Source organism: Sphingorhabdus wooponensis (genome assembly GCF_003933235.1).
In the GTDB taxonomy this organism is placed as follows: domain Bacteria; phylum Pseudomonadota; class Alphaproteobacteria; order Sphingomonadales; family Sphingomonadaceae; genus Sphingorhabdus_B; species Sphingorhabdus_B wooponensis.
On record NZ_RWJI01000001.1, the window covers coordinates 646,656 to 661,373 of the forward strand.

Below are 14,718 nucleotides of genomic sequence, written 5' to 3' on the forward strand. Positions count from 1 at the left end.
GCCGATATGGTATTTGCAGACAGAATAGTGACCGGCTTCGCCATCGACCATCGGAAGATTGCGCCCGGCACGGTTTTTGGTGCTTTTGAAGGCACTGCATTTAACGGTGAAGATTTTATCGATGAGGCGATTGCCGCTGGCGCCATAGCTGTTGTTGCGCGTCCCGAAGCGGCTGTACGCGGCGCAGTGCATATTGCTGAAGCTAACCCGCGCCAAGCTTTCGCGCGTCTTGCCGCACAATTCTTTCAACCATTTCCAGCCCATGTGGCAGCGGTCACCGGAACCAATGGCAAGACATCGACGGCAGAACTGACGCGACAACTTTGGCGGATGGCGGGTCATAATGCGGCGTCAATTGGTACGCTGGGTATCACTACGGCATCGGATCAGGCGAAGACTGGACTGACGACACCCGACATTGTGACCTTCCTTGCGAATATGTCGGGTCTGGCGCGCGAAGGCATTAGCCATGCGATATTCGAAGCATCGAGCCACGGCCTTTCCCAATATCGCAGTGAAGGCGTTCCGGTATCGGTTGCAGCTTTCACCAATTTAAGTCGCGACCATCTCGATTATCACGGGACGATGGAAGCTTATTTTGAAGCGAAGATGCGGCTGTTTGACGAGGTTGTTGACGAAAGCGGCTGCGCCGTCATCTGGGCGGACGATGTTTGGTCCGATCAAGTCATTGCCCGCGCGCGCAAACGGGAAATCCGCCTGATTACAGTAGGTGAAAAGGGCAAGGGTATCCAATTATTGTCGCGCCAACCGACCCAGCTTGGCCAGACACTTGAACTGCGCATTCAAGGCGACGTGCATAAATTGAAACTGCCGCTGATTGGCGCATATCAGGCCGCGAACGCTTTGGTCGCGGCAGGCGTGGTTATGGCAAGCGGTGGAGATGTTGAGAGCCTGCTGTCGCATCTTGCGCGATTGCAGCCCGTGCGCGGACGTTTGGAGCGCGCGGTCATCACCAAAAGCGGTGCGCCCGTTTACGTTGATTATGCGCATACGCCCGATGGACTGCGCGCGGCGATTGCGGCCTTGCGCCCCCATACCAAGGGTAAACTTATTACTGTATTCGGTGCAGGCGGCGATCGCGATACGGGCAAGCGTCCCGAAATGGGTGCAGTGGCCGTTGCGGATTCCGACATTGTGATCGTCACCGATGATAATCCAAGAAGTGAAGATCCCTCGCTGATCCGTGCGGATGTGATGGCGGGGGCGAAGGGCGCGTATGAAATTGGCGATAGGCGTTATGCCATTGCCTTTGCCATTGAGCATGCTGAGCCGGACGATATTGTTCTGATAGCGGGCAAAGGCCATGAACAAGGGCAAATCATTATGGGCCGGGTTCTGCCCTTTGACGATGTCGAAGTTGCAAGGGAATGCGCGGCATGACGCCATTGTGGGCCTTTGAGGAATTGCTAGCAGCCACCGGCGGTACCGCGTCGGGGCACTTTGATGTAACTGGCGTCGCCTTTGACTCGCGTGAAATCGGCAAAGGCGATTTGTTTTTGGCTCTAAAAGGCGCGGAAACGGACGGGCATTTGTTCGTAGACAAGGCATTTGCCAACGGCGCTGCCGGCGCAATCGTATCGCAACCTGTGTCGCACCCACATATCCTTGTTTCTGATACGATGCAGGCATTAGAGGCATTGGGCCATGCATCCCGCGCGCGTACAAAAGCAAAGATCATTGGGGTAACCGGATCTGCAGGTAAGACAGGTACCAAGGAGACCCTGTTTGCCGCCTTAGACCGTTGTTCACGCGGGCGTGCGCATCGTTCGGTAAAAAGCTATAACAACCATGTTGGCGTGCCGTTAAGTCTGGCGCGGATGCCCGCAGATTGCGATTTTGGCGTCTTCGAAATGGGTATGAACCATGCAGGCGAAATGCGCGCCTTGAGCCATATTGTCCGCCCCGAAGTAGCCATCATCACGACAATCGCCCCTGCGCATATCGAATTTTTTAGAGATGAAAGCGGCATTGCCGATGCCAAGGCCGAGATATTTGAAGGCCTGATTGAAGGCGGCACGGCGATCTTACCCGCAGACAATGTGCATTATCCGCGCCTGCGTGCTGCGGCAGAGCAATATACCAACAGAATATTGTCCTTTGGCTTTAGCCCTGATGCGGATGTCCGCGTTATCGACTATCTCAATACGCCCCATAATGGGACGCTGATCAATGCAAAAGTATGCGACGCGATGTTGTCATTTACTTTGTCGCAACCCGGTCAGCATTGGATTGCGAACAGCATGGCGGTATTGGCTGCTGTACATGCGGCGGGTGGTGACCTGGCATCGGCAGGCTTGGCGATGGCTGAAATGGGTGGTCTATCCGGTCGTGGCGCGCGGCATGATGTGGTCGTTACTGGCGGCAGTGTCCATGTGATCGATGAAAGCTACAACGCTAACCCAGCTTCCATGGCCGCAACGATTGGCCAGTTGGGACTGTCGGGCGGTGGGCGGCGGATAGCTGTTTTAGGTTCGATGAAGGAATTGGGCGAAAAGAGTGATCATTATCACCGCGCGCTTGCCTTTCCCTTGGCCGCCGCGAAGGTAGATTTTGCAATCCTCGTCGGTAAAGAGATGGAAATTCTCGCCGAAGAGTTGAAAGCAGGGGTTGAGGGACCGAAGGAATTCGCGCATTGCGCGACGGCGCAGGAGGCCCTTATCCTTCTGCAACAATATCTTTGCGCATCAGATACGGTTTTGGTCAAAGGTTCCAATAGTATGGGGCTTTCTTCCATCGTTAACGCGCTGACGGGTGGGAGCAACTGATGCTATATATTTTGGCCGAATATCTTGGGTTTCCGGGTATTTTTAACCTTATCCGTTATCTCAGCTTCCGCTCTGGTGCGACGATTGCGACGGCAATGATCATCGGTCTACTCATTGGGCCACGCTTTATCAGCATGCTGCGTGTTCGTCAGGGCAAAGGGCAGCCCATCCGCAGCGATGGACCGCAAACCCACTTGGCGAAGGTCGGTACGCCAACGATGGGCGGGCTGATGATCTTGGTGTCGGTCGGCATTTCGATGCTTTTGTGGATGGACCTGAAAAACCTCTATGTCTGGGCCTGTTTATTGGTAACCGTTGGTTTCGGTATCGTTGGATTTCTCGATGATTATGACAAGGTCAAGAAACGCAGCCACAAGGGCGTTTCCGGCAAGGTCCGGTTGTTGTGGGAGTTTGCCATTGCAGGTGTCGCGGTATCGCTGATTGTTTGGCAATCGGGCGGCAATTTATATCTTCCCTTCGTCAACGGTCCCGTAATCGACTTGGGTTGGTGGTATGTGCCTTTTGGCGCGTTTGTTATTGTGGCCTTTGGCAATGCTGTAAATTTGACCGACGGCCTTGATGGCCTTGCGACTATGCCGGTTATTATTGCATCAATTGCATTTATGTTGATCGTCTACATGGTCGGCAATGCCAAATATGCAGAATATTTAGGCATTCCGTTCTTTTTGGGTGCAGGGGACCTCGCCATGCTGTGCGGTGCCATTGTGGGCGCGGGCCTTGCCTTTTTGTGGTTTAACGCTCCACCCGCTGCGGTGTTCATGGGCGATACCGGCAGTTTGGCCTTAGGTGGCACGCTAGGCGCAATTGCGGTTGTGGCGCATCATGAATTTGTCCTCGCGATTATCGGCGGCCTTTTTGTGGTGGAGGCGTTATCGGTCATCATTCAGGTGTTTTGGTTTAAGCGGACAGGTAAGCGCATTTTTCGCATGGCACCGATACACCACCATTTTGAACAACTTGGCTGGTCCGAACCAACCGTTGTCATTCGCTTCTGGATTGTGGCTTTCGTATTGGCGCTTGCGGGGCTATCAACCCTCAAGCTCAGATGATCACAACCCCTGCCTTTAAAGACCGGAAGTTCGTAATATTGGGACTTGCGCGCTCGGGCCTTTCGGCTGCGCGTGCGCTTGTCGCGGGCGGTGCCGAGGTTCTGGCATGGGATAATGACGAAGGCGCGCGCGCCAAGGTTGCCGATATTGCGACGATTGCTGACCCGTTGCTGAGCGACTTAACCGGCTATACAGCCATTGTCGTTTCGCCGGGCGTGCCTATCAACCGCCACCCGATTGCTGATAAGGCAAAGGCGGCAGGCATACCATTAATTGGCGATATAGAATTGTTCGCAATGGCACGACCGAACCTGCCACCGCATCGTGTCGTGGGTATTACAGGCACAAACGGTAAATCCACCACGACGGCATTGGTGCATCATTTGCTGGAAAGCGCTTCAATTCCCGTCCGCATGGGGGGGAATATTGGCTTGCCCATATTGTCGCAAGCGCCATTACCTGCAGGTGGCGTTTATGTGCTTGAACTATCAAGCTACCAAATTGACATAACGCAAAGTCTCGCGTGCGAAGCCGCGGCGCTCATCAACCTTTCGCCAGATCATCTCGACCGCTATGACGGCTATGAAGGCTATATAGCGTCGAAAGCGCGGCTGTTTGCAATGCAAACGGGCAAAGAGTTTTCTGTGTTTGGCAAGGGGGATGCCGATACCGAACGCGTCTACAACGAAGTGCTGGCGCGGCGCGGCGCAGAGTATGTGCATCTCGCCGATCCGCAATTGGTAACCGGTCAGGCCGAATGGCCATCGCTTCAAGGGCCCCATAATTTGCAGAATATTGCGGTGGCCATCGCCATCGTCGAATCTTTAGGGCTTACGGAAGCCCAGTGGCGGCCAGCGATGCGCAGCTTTGATGGGCTTGCCCATCGGATGGAGGTTGTCGCCGAGCGCAAAGGTGTATTGTTTGTTAATGACAGCAAGGCCACAAATGCGGCATCCACTGCGCCTGCATTGGCCGCATATCCGCGCGTGCATTGGATCGTTGGCGGCTTGCCAAAGACTGATAATCTCGACGAATGCATCCCCAATTTTGGCCATGTTGTGAAAGCGTATACCATTGGCGAAGCGGGGCCATTGTTCCATGAATTGTTATCACCATATATGCCCGTGGAACGCAGCGAGATGATGGGCGCTGCGGTGCATTCGGCGGCGGCGCAAGCTGAACCGGGTGACGTTATTCTGCTCTCGCCGGCCTGTGCGTCTTTTGACCAGTTCAAAGACTTCGAAGCCCGCGGCGACGCGTTTCGTGCGATTGTGGAAGCCTTATGAGCGACAACACAGAAGCACCATGGGTCCTTGCGGCCAAGACCGGTAAGATCGGCTTTGCCAATCGTTTGGGTCGTGGTGACCGTTCGCCATTAGGCGTGTGGTTTTGGGAACTCGACCGCGTCTTATTGTCACTGATGATGGTGTTAATCGCCATTGGTTTGCTGGCGGTTGCGGCTGCGTCCCCTGCGGGTGCACAAAGGCTTTCATCGTCGACGACGGAGCTTTCATCGCTGCACTTTTTCTATCGGCAATTGATATTTGTTGGCATTGGTGTCCCGATCATGCTGGCCATTTCGATGTGTCCGCGTGAAAAAGCGAGACGGTTTGCCGTTTACGGTTTCTGCATCTTTTTTGTTCTACTTGCCTTGGTTCCCATATTGGGACGTGAAGTGAACGGCTCACAAAGATGGATTGGTCCAGGTTTCGCAGGGTTGCAGCCGTCTGAATTTCTGAAACCCTTTTTCGCGGTCATGATGGCGTGGATTATTAGTTGGCGGTTGAAAGATCCAGGCTTGCCCGTTCTAGTCCTTACCAGCATTGCTACTGGCCTTGTGTGTCTCTTTCTGTTGCTTCAACCTGACCTTGGGCAAACGATTTTGTTCATGGGGACTTGGTTTGCGCTGATGATGGTTGCTGGTGTGCCTGCAAGCCGGTTGTGGTTCCTTGTGATCAGCGGTGTTGTATTCATTTTGCTCGCTTATAATTTTTATCCCGTCGCTACGCAGCGGATAGACGCATGGATTTTTGGTACGGAGGGGCTGACGCATGACAAGATGGCACTGGCGACCTTAACTAACGGTGGCTTTATCGGTCTTGGCCCTGGGCTTGGTATAAAGAAATATTCGCTGCCTGAGGGGCATACCGATTATATCTTTTCTGTCATCGGTGAAGAATTCGGCCTTTTATCCTGTATGGCCATTGCCATTTTATACTTCGCGATTTTGGTCCGGATCATCATTCGTCTGTTAGATGAGAAAGACCAGTTTGTGGTGATGGCAGTCACGGGTCTTGGTGCGCAGTTTTGCGGGCAAGCGATGATTAATATAGCTGTGAATTTGGGCGTTTTCCCGTCAAAGGGTATGACATTACCTTTCATCAGCTATGGCGGATCATCTATCATTGCGCTTTCGATTACGTGCGGCCTCATACTCGCGCTGACGAAGCGAAACCCATATCTTGACCGGTCGCTGTATATGGTGAAGGGACACAAGCCATGACCATTTCTCGGCATTATGTGTTGGCCGCTGGCGGTACGGGCGGGCATTTGATTCCTGCCTTTGCGCTGGGACAGGAACTGATCAACCGCGGCCATCATGTGGCGCTGATTACGGACGAGCGCGGGGCAAAAATTCCGGGATGCCCTGACGAAATTGCAACGCATAAATTACCCGCGGGGCGCATCACCAAAAATCCGGCGAGCTGGCTTCCCGGCCTAAAGGCGATTGCCGAAGGCCGCATGATGGCGCGCCGCTTATATGCAAATTTTGCGCCCAGCGCCGTGATCGGCTTCGGTGGTTATCCGGCATTTCCAGCATTATTGGGTGCTTTTGCCGAGAAAATACCAACGATTATTCATGAACAAAATGCCGTGCTGGGGCGCGTCAATCGTTTTACCGCGCGGCGCGTGAACGCCATTGCCACCGCTTATCCCGACGTGCTTCGCCTGTCGCCGCGCTATGCCAGCAAGGTGCATCTGGTTGGCAACCCAGTCCGCGAAGAGGTGCTTGATTTGCGGGACCAGCCTTATCCAGCATTATCGGCCGATGGCATATTTCGCGTACTGGTGACAGGCGGCAGCCAAGGCGCCACGGTGCTTTCCAATGTCGTGCCGGAAGGGCTGTCGATCTTGCCGGTGAGTTTGCGGCGGCGTTTGCAGGTGACACAGCAATGCCGCGCGGAAGATATTGACGCCGTGCGGGCCGCTTATGCGACGCATGATATTCCAGCTGAATTGGCGACCTATTTGCCCGATATGCCCGAAAAACTGGGTTGGTCGCATATGGTGGTATCGCGGGCAGGGGCATCGACGATTGCGGAGCTGACATGCGCTGGACGGCCAGCGATATTGGTTCCGCTGCCGAGTGCAACCGACGATCACCAAAGCTACAATGTTAAAGAAATGGTCGAAGCGGGCGGGGCGCGCGCCATTGCGCAGCCGGCATTCACCGCAGCTGAGCTTGCAAAACAAATCCAATTGATTGCATTGGAGCCCGGTGCGATGGAGAATGCAGCCAAGGCGGCCAAAAGCTGTGGCCGTCCTAATGCGGTTGCTGATCTTGCCGACTTGGTCGAATCCTTTGGTCGCGCTCCCATCATGCATGGATTAAAATCAAAATCTCAATCCAGTGGTGGCTTTAACCCGTCCCCCGCACTTGCCAAAGAGAATGCAGCATGAGAGGCGTGCCAACTGATATAGGAATTGTGCATTTCGTAGGCATTGGCGGCATCGGCATGTCCGGTATTGCGGAGGTCATGCACAATTTGGGCTACCAAGTGCAGGGTAGCGATATTGCGGATAGCTATGTCATCGACGGCCTTAGGCAACGCGGTATCAAGGTAATGATTGGCCATAGCGCCGAAAATCTGGGCGAAGCCGCAGTGGTGGTAACATCGACGGCGGTGAAGAAAGGCAATCCTGAACGCGACGCCGCTTTGGAAAGACGGATACCTTTGGTACGCCGCGCCGAAATGTTGGCTGAATTGATGCGGTTGAAGAACACCGTTGCTGTGGCTGGCACGCATGGCAAGACAACGACGACATCGCTGATTGCGGCGATGTTGGATCATGGCGGCATTGACCCGACGGTCATTAATGGCGGTATCATCAACAGCTACGGTTCCAACGCACGCCTTGGGGCAAGCGATTGGATGGTGGTTGAAGCGGATGAAAGCGACGGCAGCTTCCTGCGGCTTGATGGGACGCTTGCGGTCGTCACCAATATCGATCCGGAACATCTCGATCATTATGGCGATTTTGATGCAATCAAAAACGCCTTTGTCGAATTTGTCGAAAACGTGCCCTTTTATGGCGCAGCGATTATGTGTCTCGACCATCCCGAAGTGCAGGCTATTTTGCCGAAAATCCGGGACCGTCGGATCATTACCTATGGCTTTTCGGCGCAGGCCGACATTCGCGGCGAAAATGTTACCCCGCACCCCGGCGGTAACAGCTTCGATGTTGTTGTTCGCGCCCGCGACGGGTCGCTACGTACTATAAAGAATATCGAACTTCCCATGCCGGGCCGCCACAATGTACAAAATGCGCTCGCCGCTGTCGCGGTAGGCCTTGAAATGGGCATGAGCGACGAGGCTGTCGCGCATGGCTTTGACAAATTTGGCGGTGTTAAACGGCGTTTTACCAAAGTGGGCGAAATAGATGGCGTCACGATCATCGACGATTATGGCCATCATCCGGTCGAAATCCGCGCCGTACTGTCTGCAGCACGTGAAGGTGCGCAGGGGCGGGTGATTGCCGTGGCACAGCCGCACCGCTTCACCCGGCTGCGCGACCATATGGATGACTTCCAACAAGCGTTTAACGACGCGGATATGGTCTTCATCACGCCGGTCTATGCCGCAGGGGAGGGACCAATTGAGGGCATAGATGCCGGCTCGTTGGTAAATGGCATTAAAGCAAGGGGGCATCGTTCCGCCACGACTGTATCGGACGCGGGTGACTTGGCGCGCAAGTTGGCCGAAATTGTGCAGGCCGATGACATTGTTGTATGCCTCGGTGCGGGCGACATCACGAAGTGGGCCGCAGGCCTTGCCGACGCGATAAAGGCAGCGCGTGCATGACAACGGAGCGCCTGCCGCACGTACAAGGACGACTAACCCAAGGCGCTCCGTTGGCGCCCTTGGTGTGGTTCAAGTCTGGCGGCTGTGCGGACATATTATTTGAACCCAAGGATGTGGCTGACCTGCAATCCTTTTTGCGCGACCTTGACCCTACTGCGCCAGTGATGGCGCTTGGTCTGGGGTCTAACCTGATTGTCCGCGATGGCGGTTTCAGGGGCATTGTCATTCGTTTGGGCAAGGCCTTTGCGAAGGTTGCCTGCACCGATGCAATGACGTTGGAGTGCGGCGCGGGGGCGTCGGGCATATTGGTGTCATCCACCGCGCGCGACAAGGGCATATCCGGCCTAGAGTTTCTCCGTTCCATCCCCGGCACCGTAGGTGGATTTGTACGCATGAATGGCGGCGCTTATGGTGGTGAGGTAAAAGACATTTTGCGCGATTGCGATGTGGTGATGCGCGACGGGACGTTGGTGACTTTGCCGGTGGAAGATTTGCATTACAGTTATCGTCATTCCGAACTGCCCGATGGCGCAATTGTGGTGGCCGCGCGCTTCCAAGGCCACCTAGGCGATCCAGAAGCAATCCAGGCCGAGATGGACCGGATTAGCGCATCGCGTGAAGCATCGCAGCCATTGCGCTCCAAAACCGGCGGCTCCACCTTCAAAAATCCTGACGGACATAAAGCATGGCAATTGGTTGATGCTGCGGGATGCCGAGGTCTTCAGATTGGCGGTGCGCAGGTGTCCGAAAAACATACCAATTTTCTTATCAATACCGGCGATGCAACCAGTGCAGATATCGAGGCGCTTGGCGAAGAAGTGCGTGCCCGCGTATTGGCGCATTCGGGCGTAGAGTTAACATGGGAAATACAGCGCGTGGGTGAACCGAAATGAGTAAGCAAATTCACGTTGCGGTATTGATGGGCGGATGGTCGAACGAGCGCCCCGTGTCCCTGATGAGCGGCAATGGTGTGGCCGATGCGCTTGAAAAGGTTGGTTATCAGGTCAGCCGCGTCGATATGGACCGCAATATCGCGCAAGTCCTTACGGCCCTTCGCCCTGACGTGGTGTTCAACGCCTTGCACGGTGTTCCTGGTGAAGATGGCACGGTGCAGGGCATGCTGGATCTGATGGGCATCCCTTACACGCATAGCGGTATGGTGACCTCGGTCATCGCTATTGATAAGGAACTGACCAAACAGTGCCTCGTGCCTGCCGGCATCCCAATGCCCAAGGGTACGATGGTAGACAGCGAAAGCCTTTACATACGTGATCCTCTGCCGCGCCCTTATGTGCTGAAGCCAGTGAATGAAGGCAGCTCGGTGGGCGTCGCGATTGTCACCGAAGATAGCAATTACGGTAATCCGATCGCCCGCGATGCCAAAGGGCCATGGCAGGAATTTGACCGACTTCTGGCTGAACCTTTCATCAAAGGCCGTGAGTTGACTGTGGCGGTATTGGGCGACAAGGCATTGTGTGTGACCGAGTTGAAACCCAAAAGCGGCTTTTACGATTTCGATGCGAAATATACGGACGGGCTGACGGAACATATTTGCCCTGCGGAAATCCCGGATGATATTGCCCAATATATGCTGGATACGGCCCTGCGCGCGCATCAATTGCTTGGCTGCAAAGGCACCTCGCGCACTGATTTCCGTTGGGATGATAGCGTTGGCATGGACGGCGTTTTTGTTCTCGAAACCAATACACAACCCGGCATGACACCGCTCAGTCTTGTGCCCGAACAAGCACGGCATGTTGGGATCAGCTATGAGCAACTTGTGGACATTATCGTTAAAGAGGCGCTGGCATAATGGCGGGTGTCGCACGTAAAGCGCCCGCAAAACGCAAGGCAAAAAGCCCAAGCCCTCGGCAAAAGGTGCTGCAATCGTCGTGGGTTGATATGTTAATACGCGCGCTGCCATTGTCCGAACAGGATGTGCAGCGCATTATTACCTGGATCATATTGGCGGCGTTCACGCTGCTTGCCTTTGTTGCGGCGCAATATGCCGGACTGACGGCTGCTGCTTACCAACAATATGCGGCGCTTGCGGCAAAGGCCGGCTTTGAAGTCCAGCGTGTCGAGGTTACAGGCATGGAACGAGTGGACCAGTTGAAAGTCTATCAATTGGTGCTCGCCGAAAAAGATCGTGCGATGCCCTTGGTGGATATCGACAAGGTGCGCGCGGATTTGCTGCAATATGGGTGGATTAAGGACGCCCGCGTTTCGCGGCAGTTGCCCAACACATTGGCGGTAGAGATTATTGAACGCAAGCCTGCTGCGATTTGGCAACGGAACGGAAAATATTCGCTAATCGACGCGAATGGCATCGTTCTAGCAAATGTTCGTGCCGGTGAGGGGGGCGACTTACCGACGTTGAATGGTATCGAAGCCAATACACATATCGTCGCATTGAACGCCTTGCTTGATAATGCTTCGGCATTGAAATCGCAGGTTTCGGGCGCAACCTGGATTGGTAACCGGCGCTGGGATTTGCAGTTTCAAACGGGCGAAACGCTGGCTTTGCCAGAGGGTGAGGCTGAAGCTGCCAAGGCATTACTGAACTTTGCACGCTTGGATGGCGTTCACCGGTTGCTAGGTCGCGACCTTATCCATTTTGACCTGCGTGACCCTAATCGCGCTTATTTCCGCAAAGCACCAAAAGCAGAACCTACTAAAGTGCAACAGGCAGAGCCTGTTAAAGTGGATAATAAAGACGATAATAAAAATAACGAAATAACAAAAAAAAACAATGGATTGACGGCATGAAAACGGCGCGCGCTGAACGACTAATTTCGGCGATTGATATCGGTTCATCAAAAGTGTCGGCGTTAATTGCCCGACAAACGGAAAATGGTGATTTGCTAGTGCTGGGCACGGGGCAGCGCGAGAGCCGGGGCGTTACCCGTGGCTGCATTGCAGATGTCGAACAAGCCGAATTGTCCGTTCGCCATGCGGTCGAGCAAGCGGAGCGCATTGCTGGCCTTAACATTGACCGGGCTTGGGTCGGGATGTCTTCGGGTGGTCTCGATAGTATGTTGGCGCCCGTTGAAATCGAATTAGGCGGCGACCGTATCACGCAAGATGATGTGGACGAACTGCTCCAGGCTGGGCGTGCCAATATTCAGACAGGTGGTAAAATTGCGCTGCATATCCAACCTACATTATATGCGCTCGATGGTGTTGGCGGTGTGGCAAATCCGGTTGGGCTGCACGCAAATAGGCTGGGTGTTGACGTGCATGTCGTGCTTGCTGACCAATCACCGGTCCGCAACATGGATATGACGGTGCGCTCTGCGCATTTGGATGTTGATTCGCTGGTGGTTGGACCCGTTGCAACAGGCCTTGCCTGTTTGACGGCTGAAGAACGTGAGCTTGGCGTTGCGCTTGTCGAATTTGGGGCAGCGGTGACCAACGTGTCGGTATTCATAGGTGGGATGCTGGTCGGTCTTGAAACCATTCAAAAAGGCGGATCGGACATTACCGACGATATCGCGTCTGTCTTTGGTATTCGCCGTGCGCAAGCAGAGCGGCTGAAATGTTTTCACGGTTCGGCGCTGACTAGCCCACGTGACCATCAGGAAGTGCTCGACATCGGCCCGGACGAAAATGGCGTTGAACCGGGCAATCAAGCGCCACGCATCACTAAAGCGCAGTTGAATGCCGTAGTGTGCCAGCGCGTCGACGGCATTGTGACCGAAGTTGCGCAGGCGTTAAAAACATTGGGCTTTACGGGACCATCGGGACATCAGGTTGTCCTGACCGGTGGCGGCGCTGAATTAAAAGGTGCTGCTGAACATATGCAGAGCGCATTAGGTCGCACGGTCCGTATCGGGCGTCCAACTGGACTTGTCAGCATTCCCGAGGCACATTCTGGTCCCGCTTTCTCAACGCTTGTTGGGTTGATTCACTATGCTGCTTCAGAGCGGGTTGAACAGCAATCGGGCTATGAATTGCGCGCAGAGCATCTGGGCGGATCGATACCAGATTTGATTGAACGCATAAAACGGGCGGTTCGTGAGAATTTTTAGCCGGTAACCGCATAAATTCTGCGGCAAGTCGAAAAAATGGCCTGAAATTTCGACGATGAAGTCATCGCGCTTCTGGCCTGATAGAAACCTGTGCAAAACGGGTAAATTTCTGATGTGCGCTTTACGCTTTTGTGCCAAAAGCATCTAAATTTCGAACAAGCCAAAGAGGCTAAGGGGATAAAGTTATGAGCATCAATATCGGACCACCCATGGTTGACGAATTGAAGCCGAAAATTGCAGTGATAGGTGTTGGTGGTGCCGGCGGTAACGCGGTTGCCAATATGATTAGCGCTAAGGTTGAAGGCGTCGACTTCGTCGTGGCTAATACCGATGCGCAGGCATTGAACGCCTCGCCTGCGGATTATCGCATTCAGCTTGGGCCTGAGATTACGCAAGGTCTTGGCGCTGGTTCTCGTCCTGAGGTTGGCCGCGCAGCTGCAGAAGAAACGATTGAGCAAGTTAAGTCTGCTTTGGCGGGTTGCCATATGTGCTTCATCGCTGCTGGCATGGGCGGCGGAACCGGAACCGGTGCTGCGCCTGTTATCGCGCAAGCTGCACGCGAAATGAACATTTTGACTGTTGGTGTTGTTACCAAGCCGTTCCTTTTTGAAGGATCGCGTAGGATGCGCTCCGCAGAATCAGGCATCGCCGAACTGCAACAGCATGTGGACACCCTCATTGTTATTCCGAACCAAAACCTGTTTTTGGTGGCGAACCCGAACACGACGTTCAAAGAGGCATTTTTGCTTGCTGACGAAGTTCTGCAACAGGGCGTTCGCGGTATCACGGACCTCATGGTCATGCCTGGCTTAATCAACCTCGATTTTGCCGACGTCCGGTCCGTCATGCACGAAATGGGCAAAGCAATGATGGGTACGGGCGAAGCCGAAGGCGATGGCCGTGCACTTGAAGCTGCGGAGAGGGCGATTGCCAACCCGTTGCTCGACGGTGTCTCGATGCAAGGCGCAAAGGGCGTTATCGTGTCGATCACTGGTGGCGAAGATATGCGCCTGATGGAAGTGGATGAAGCTGCGAACCATATTCGTGAGCTGGTTGACCCTGATGCAAACATCATCTGGGGGTCGGCGTTTAACGAAAATCTGAATGGCAAAATCCGCGTTTCGGTTGTGGCAACCGGTATCGATAATGATGGCATAGCTGCATCGCCGGCAACGCAATCGCGCACGCCATTTTCGTTTAGCCGGCCGGCGCCTGAGCCCGTTGCGGCCGCTCCTGCGCCAACAGCGTCTTTATTCGAAACCACCGATTCTGCGCCAGCTGAAGAAGACGTGCAGGTTGCGGAACCAGCAGCTGAGGCTGAAGACGATAGCTTGGTCTTGGGCAGTGATTTTGAAGTCCCCACAGCTGATGAAGAAGCCAGCGAACAAAGCGCCCCAGAAACGAACGCCTTTTCGCCTACGTCTTGGGCAGGTGCAGATGCGCTTGAACTGAACACGCCAGCAGACGAAAATGCGAACGCAAATGCACCATCGCCTGCACCGGTAGACGTGACGCAGGCGCCAGAGCGAGCGGCGCCGCGCATTCCCACAGGTGGGACATTGTTTGAACGTATGTCGAACCTCTCTCGTGGTCTTTCCCGGTCCGACGATGACGATGATAAGGGCGCCGGTGGTGCAAGCAGCTCTGGCATTCCGCGTTTCCTTGATAGGCAGAACAACTCGTAAGCCAAGTCTACATCGCAGCGTCATTTCGTCCGCTTTAGGCAACCGTTTGTCGGAGCATTGCG

12 protein-coding genes are annotated in these 14,718 nt (G+C 54.4%); all 12 read left to right on the plus strand.

The window, feature by feature from the left end; translation table 11 throughout:
* Nucleotides 1-6: 6 nt before the first annotated feature.
* The 12 genes from D7D48_RS03355 to ftsZ all read left to right on the plus strand — a co-directional run bounded on the left by D7D48_RS03355 (nucleotide 7) and on the right by ftsZ (nucleotide 14,656).
* On the plus strand, nucleotides 7-1,401 hold the full coding sequence (locus tag D7D48_RS03355) for a UDP-N-acetylmuramoyl-L-alanyl-D-glutamate--2,6-diaminopimelate ligase (RefSeq protein ID WP_125230863.1): 1,395 nt from the start codon (nucleotides 7-9) through the stop codon (nucleotides 1,399-1,401).
* Nucleotides 1,398-2,786, plus strand: coding sequence for a UDP-N-acetylmuramoyl-tripeptide--D-alanyl-D-alanine ligase (locus D7D48_RS03360; RefSeq protein ID WP_125229943.1), 1,389 nt, complete (start codon nucleotides 1,398-1,400; stop codon nucleotides 2,784-2,786). The genes D7D48_RS03355 and D7D48_RS03360 overlap by 4 nt, the downstream gene beginning before the upstream one ends.
* Complete coding sequence (gene mraY / locus D7D48_RS03365) at nucleotides 2,786-3,856, plus strand: phospho-N-acetylmuramoyl-pentapeptide-transferase (RefSeq protein WP_125229944.1); 1,071 nt, start codon at nucleotides 2,786-2,788, stop codon at nucleotides 3,854-3,856. The genes D7D48_RS03360 and mraY overlap by 1 nt, the downstream gene beginning before the upstream one ends.
* On the plus strand, nucleotides 3,853-5,142 hold the full coding sequence (gene murD, locus D7D48_RS03370) for a UDP-N-acetylmuramoyl-L-alanine--D-glutamate ligase (protein WP_125229945.1): 1,290 nt from the start codon (nucleotides 3,853-3,855) through the stop codon (nucleotides 5,140-5,142). The genes mraY and murD overlap by 4 nt, the downstream gene beginning before the upstream one ends.
* Nucleotides 5,139-6,359: an FtsW/RodA/SpoVE family cell cycle protein gene (locus tag D7D48_RS03375; protein ID WP_125229946.1), complete on the plus strand. Its 1,221-nt coding sequence runs from the start codon at nucleotides 5,139-5,141 to the stop codon at nucleotides 6,357-6,359. The genes murD and D7D48_RS03375 overlap by 4 nt, the downstream gene beginning before the upstream one ends.
* The gene (gene murG, locus D7D48_RS03380) at nucleotides 6,356-7,537 is read left to right on the plus strand and encodes an undecaprenyldiphospho-muramoylpentapeptide beta-N-acetylglucosaminyltransferase (RefSeq protein ID WP_125229947.1); all 1,182 of its coding nucleotides are present in this window, start codon (nucleotides 6,356-6,358) and stop codon (nucleotides 7,535-7,537) included. Before D7D48_RS03375 ends, murG begins: the two co-directional genes overlap by 4 nt.
* Complete coding sequence (gene murC, locus D7D48_RS03385; RefSeq protein WP_125229948.1) at nucleotides 7,534-8,940, plus strand: UDP-N-acetylmuramate--L-alanine ligase; 1,407 nt, start codon at nucleotides 7,534-7,536, stop codon at nucleotides 8,938-8,940. The genes murG and murC overlap by 4 nt, the downstream gene beginning before the upstream one ends.
* On the plus strand, nucleotides 8,937-9,833 hold the full coding sequence (gene murB, locus D7D48_RS03390; RefSeq protein ID WP_125229949.1) for a UDP-N-acetylmuramate dehydrogenase: 897 nt from the start codon (nucleotides 8,937-8,939) through the stop codon (nucleotides 9,831-9,833). Before murC ends, murB begins: the two co-directional genes overlap by 4 nt.
* A complete protein-coding gene (locus D7D48_RS03395) occupies nucleotides 9,830-10,753 on the plus strand; it encodes a D-alanine--D-alanine ligase (protein ID WP_125229950.1) in 924 nt (307 codons plus the stop codon). Before murB ends, D7D48_RS03395 begins: the two co-directional genes overlap by 4 nt.
* Nucleotides 10,753-11,709, plus strand: a complete 957-nt coding sequence (locus D7D48_RS03400; RefSeq protein ID WP_125229951.1) for a cell division protein FtsQ/DivIB — start codon at nucleotides 10,753-10,755, stop codon at nucleotides 11,707-11,709. The genes D7D48_RS03395 and D7D48_RS03400 overlap by 1 nt, the downstream gene beginning before the upstream one ends.
* Complete coding sequence (gene ftsA / locus D7D48_RS03405; protein ID WP_125229952.1) at nucleotides 11,706-12,971, plus strand: cell division protein FtsA; 1,266 nt, start codon at nucleotides 11,706-11,708, stop codon at nucleotides 12,969-12,971. Before D7D48_RS03400 ends, ftsA begins: the two co-directional genes overlap by 4 nt.
* Nucleotides 12,972-13,156: 185 nt before the next feature.
* A complete protein-coding gene (ftsZ, locus tag D7D48_RS03410) occupies nucleotides 13,157-14,656 on the plus strand; it encodes a cell division protein FtsZ (RefSeq protein ID WP_125229953.1) in 1,500 nt (499 codons plus the stop codon).
* Nucleotides 14,657-14,718 lie beyond the last annotated feature (62 nt).

Excerpts from the sequence above, each read along its gene's own strand:
- D7D48_RS03355 (WP_125230863.1), top strand. The coding sequence starts at position 7 with ATGGTATTTGCAGACAGAATAGTGACCGGCTTCGCCATCGACCATCGG.
- D7D48_RS03360 (WP_125229943.1), top strand. The coding sequence starts at position 1,398 with ATGACGCCATTGTGGGCCTTTGAGGAATTGCTAGCAGCCACCGGCGGT.
- mraY (WP_125229944.1), top strand. The coding sequence starts at position 2,786 with ATGCTATATATTTTGGCCGAATATCTTGGGTTTCCGGGTATTTTTAAC.
- murD (WP_125229945.1), top strand. The coding sequence starts at position 3,853 with ATGATCACAACCCCTGCCTTTAAAGACCGGAAGTTCGTAATATTGGGA.
- D7D48_RS03375 (WP_125229946.1), top strand. The coding sequence starts at position 5,139 with ATGAGCGACAACACAGAAGCACCATGGGTCCTTGCGGCCAAGACCGGT.
- murG (WP_125229947.1), top strand. The coding sequence starts at position 6,356 with ATGACCATTTCTCGGCATTATGTGTTGGCCGCTGGCGGTACGGGCGGG.
- murC (WP_125229948.1), top strand. The coding sequence starts at position 7,534 with ATGAGAGGCGTGCCAACTGATATAGGAATTGTGCATTTCGTAGGCATT.
- murB (WP_125229949.1), top strand. The coding sequence starts at position 8,937 with ATGACAACGGAGCGCCTGCCGCACGTACAAGGACGACTAACCCAAGGC.
- D7D48_RS03395 (WP_125229950.1), top strand. The coding sequence starts at position 9,830 with ATGAGTAAGCAAATTCACGTTGCGGTATTGATGGGCGGATGGTCGAAC.
- D7D48_RS03400 (WP_125229951.1), top strand. The coding sequence starts at position 10,753 with ATGGCGGGTGTCGCACGTAAAGCGCCCGCAAAACGCAAGGCAAAAAGC.
- ftsA (WP_125229952.1), top strand. The coding sequence starts at position 11,706 with ATGAAAACGGCGCGCGCTGAACGACTAATTTCGGCGATTGATATCGGT.
- ftsZ (WP_125229953.1), top strand. The coding sequence starts at position 13,157 with ATGAGCATCAATATCGGACCACCCATGGTTGACGAATTGAAGCCGAAA.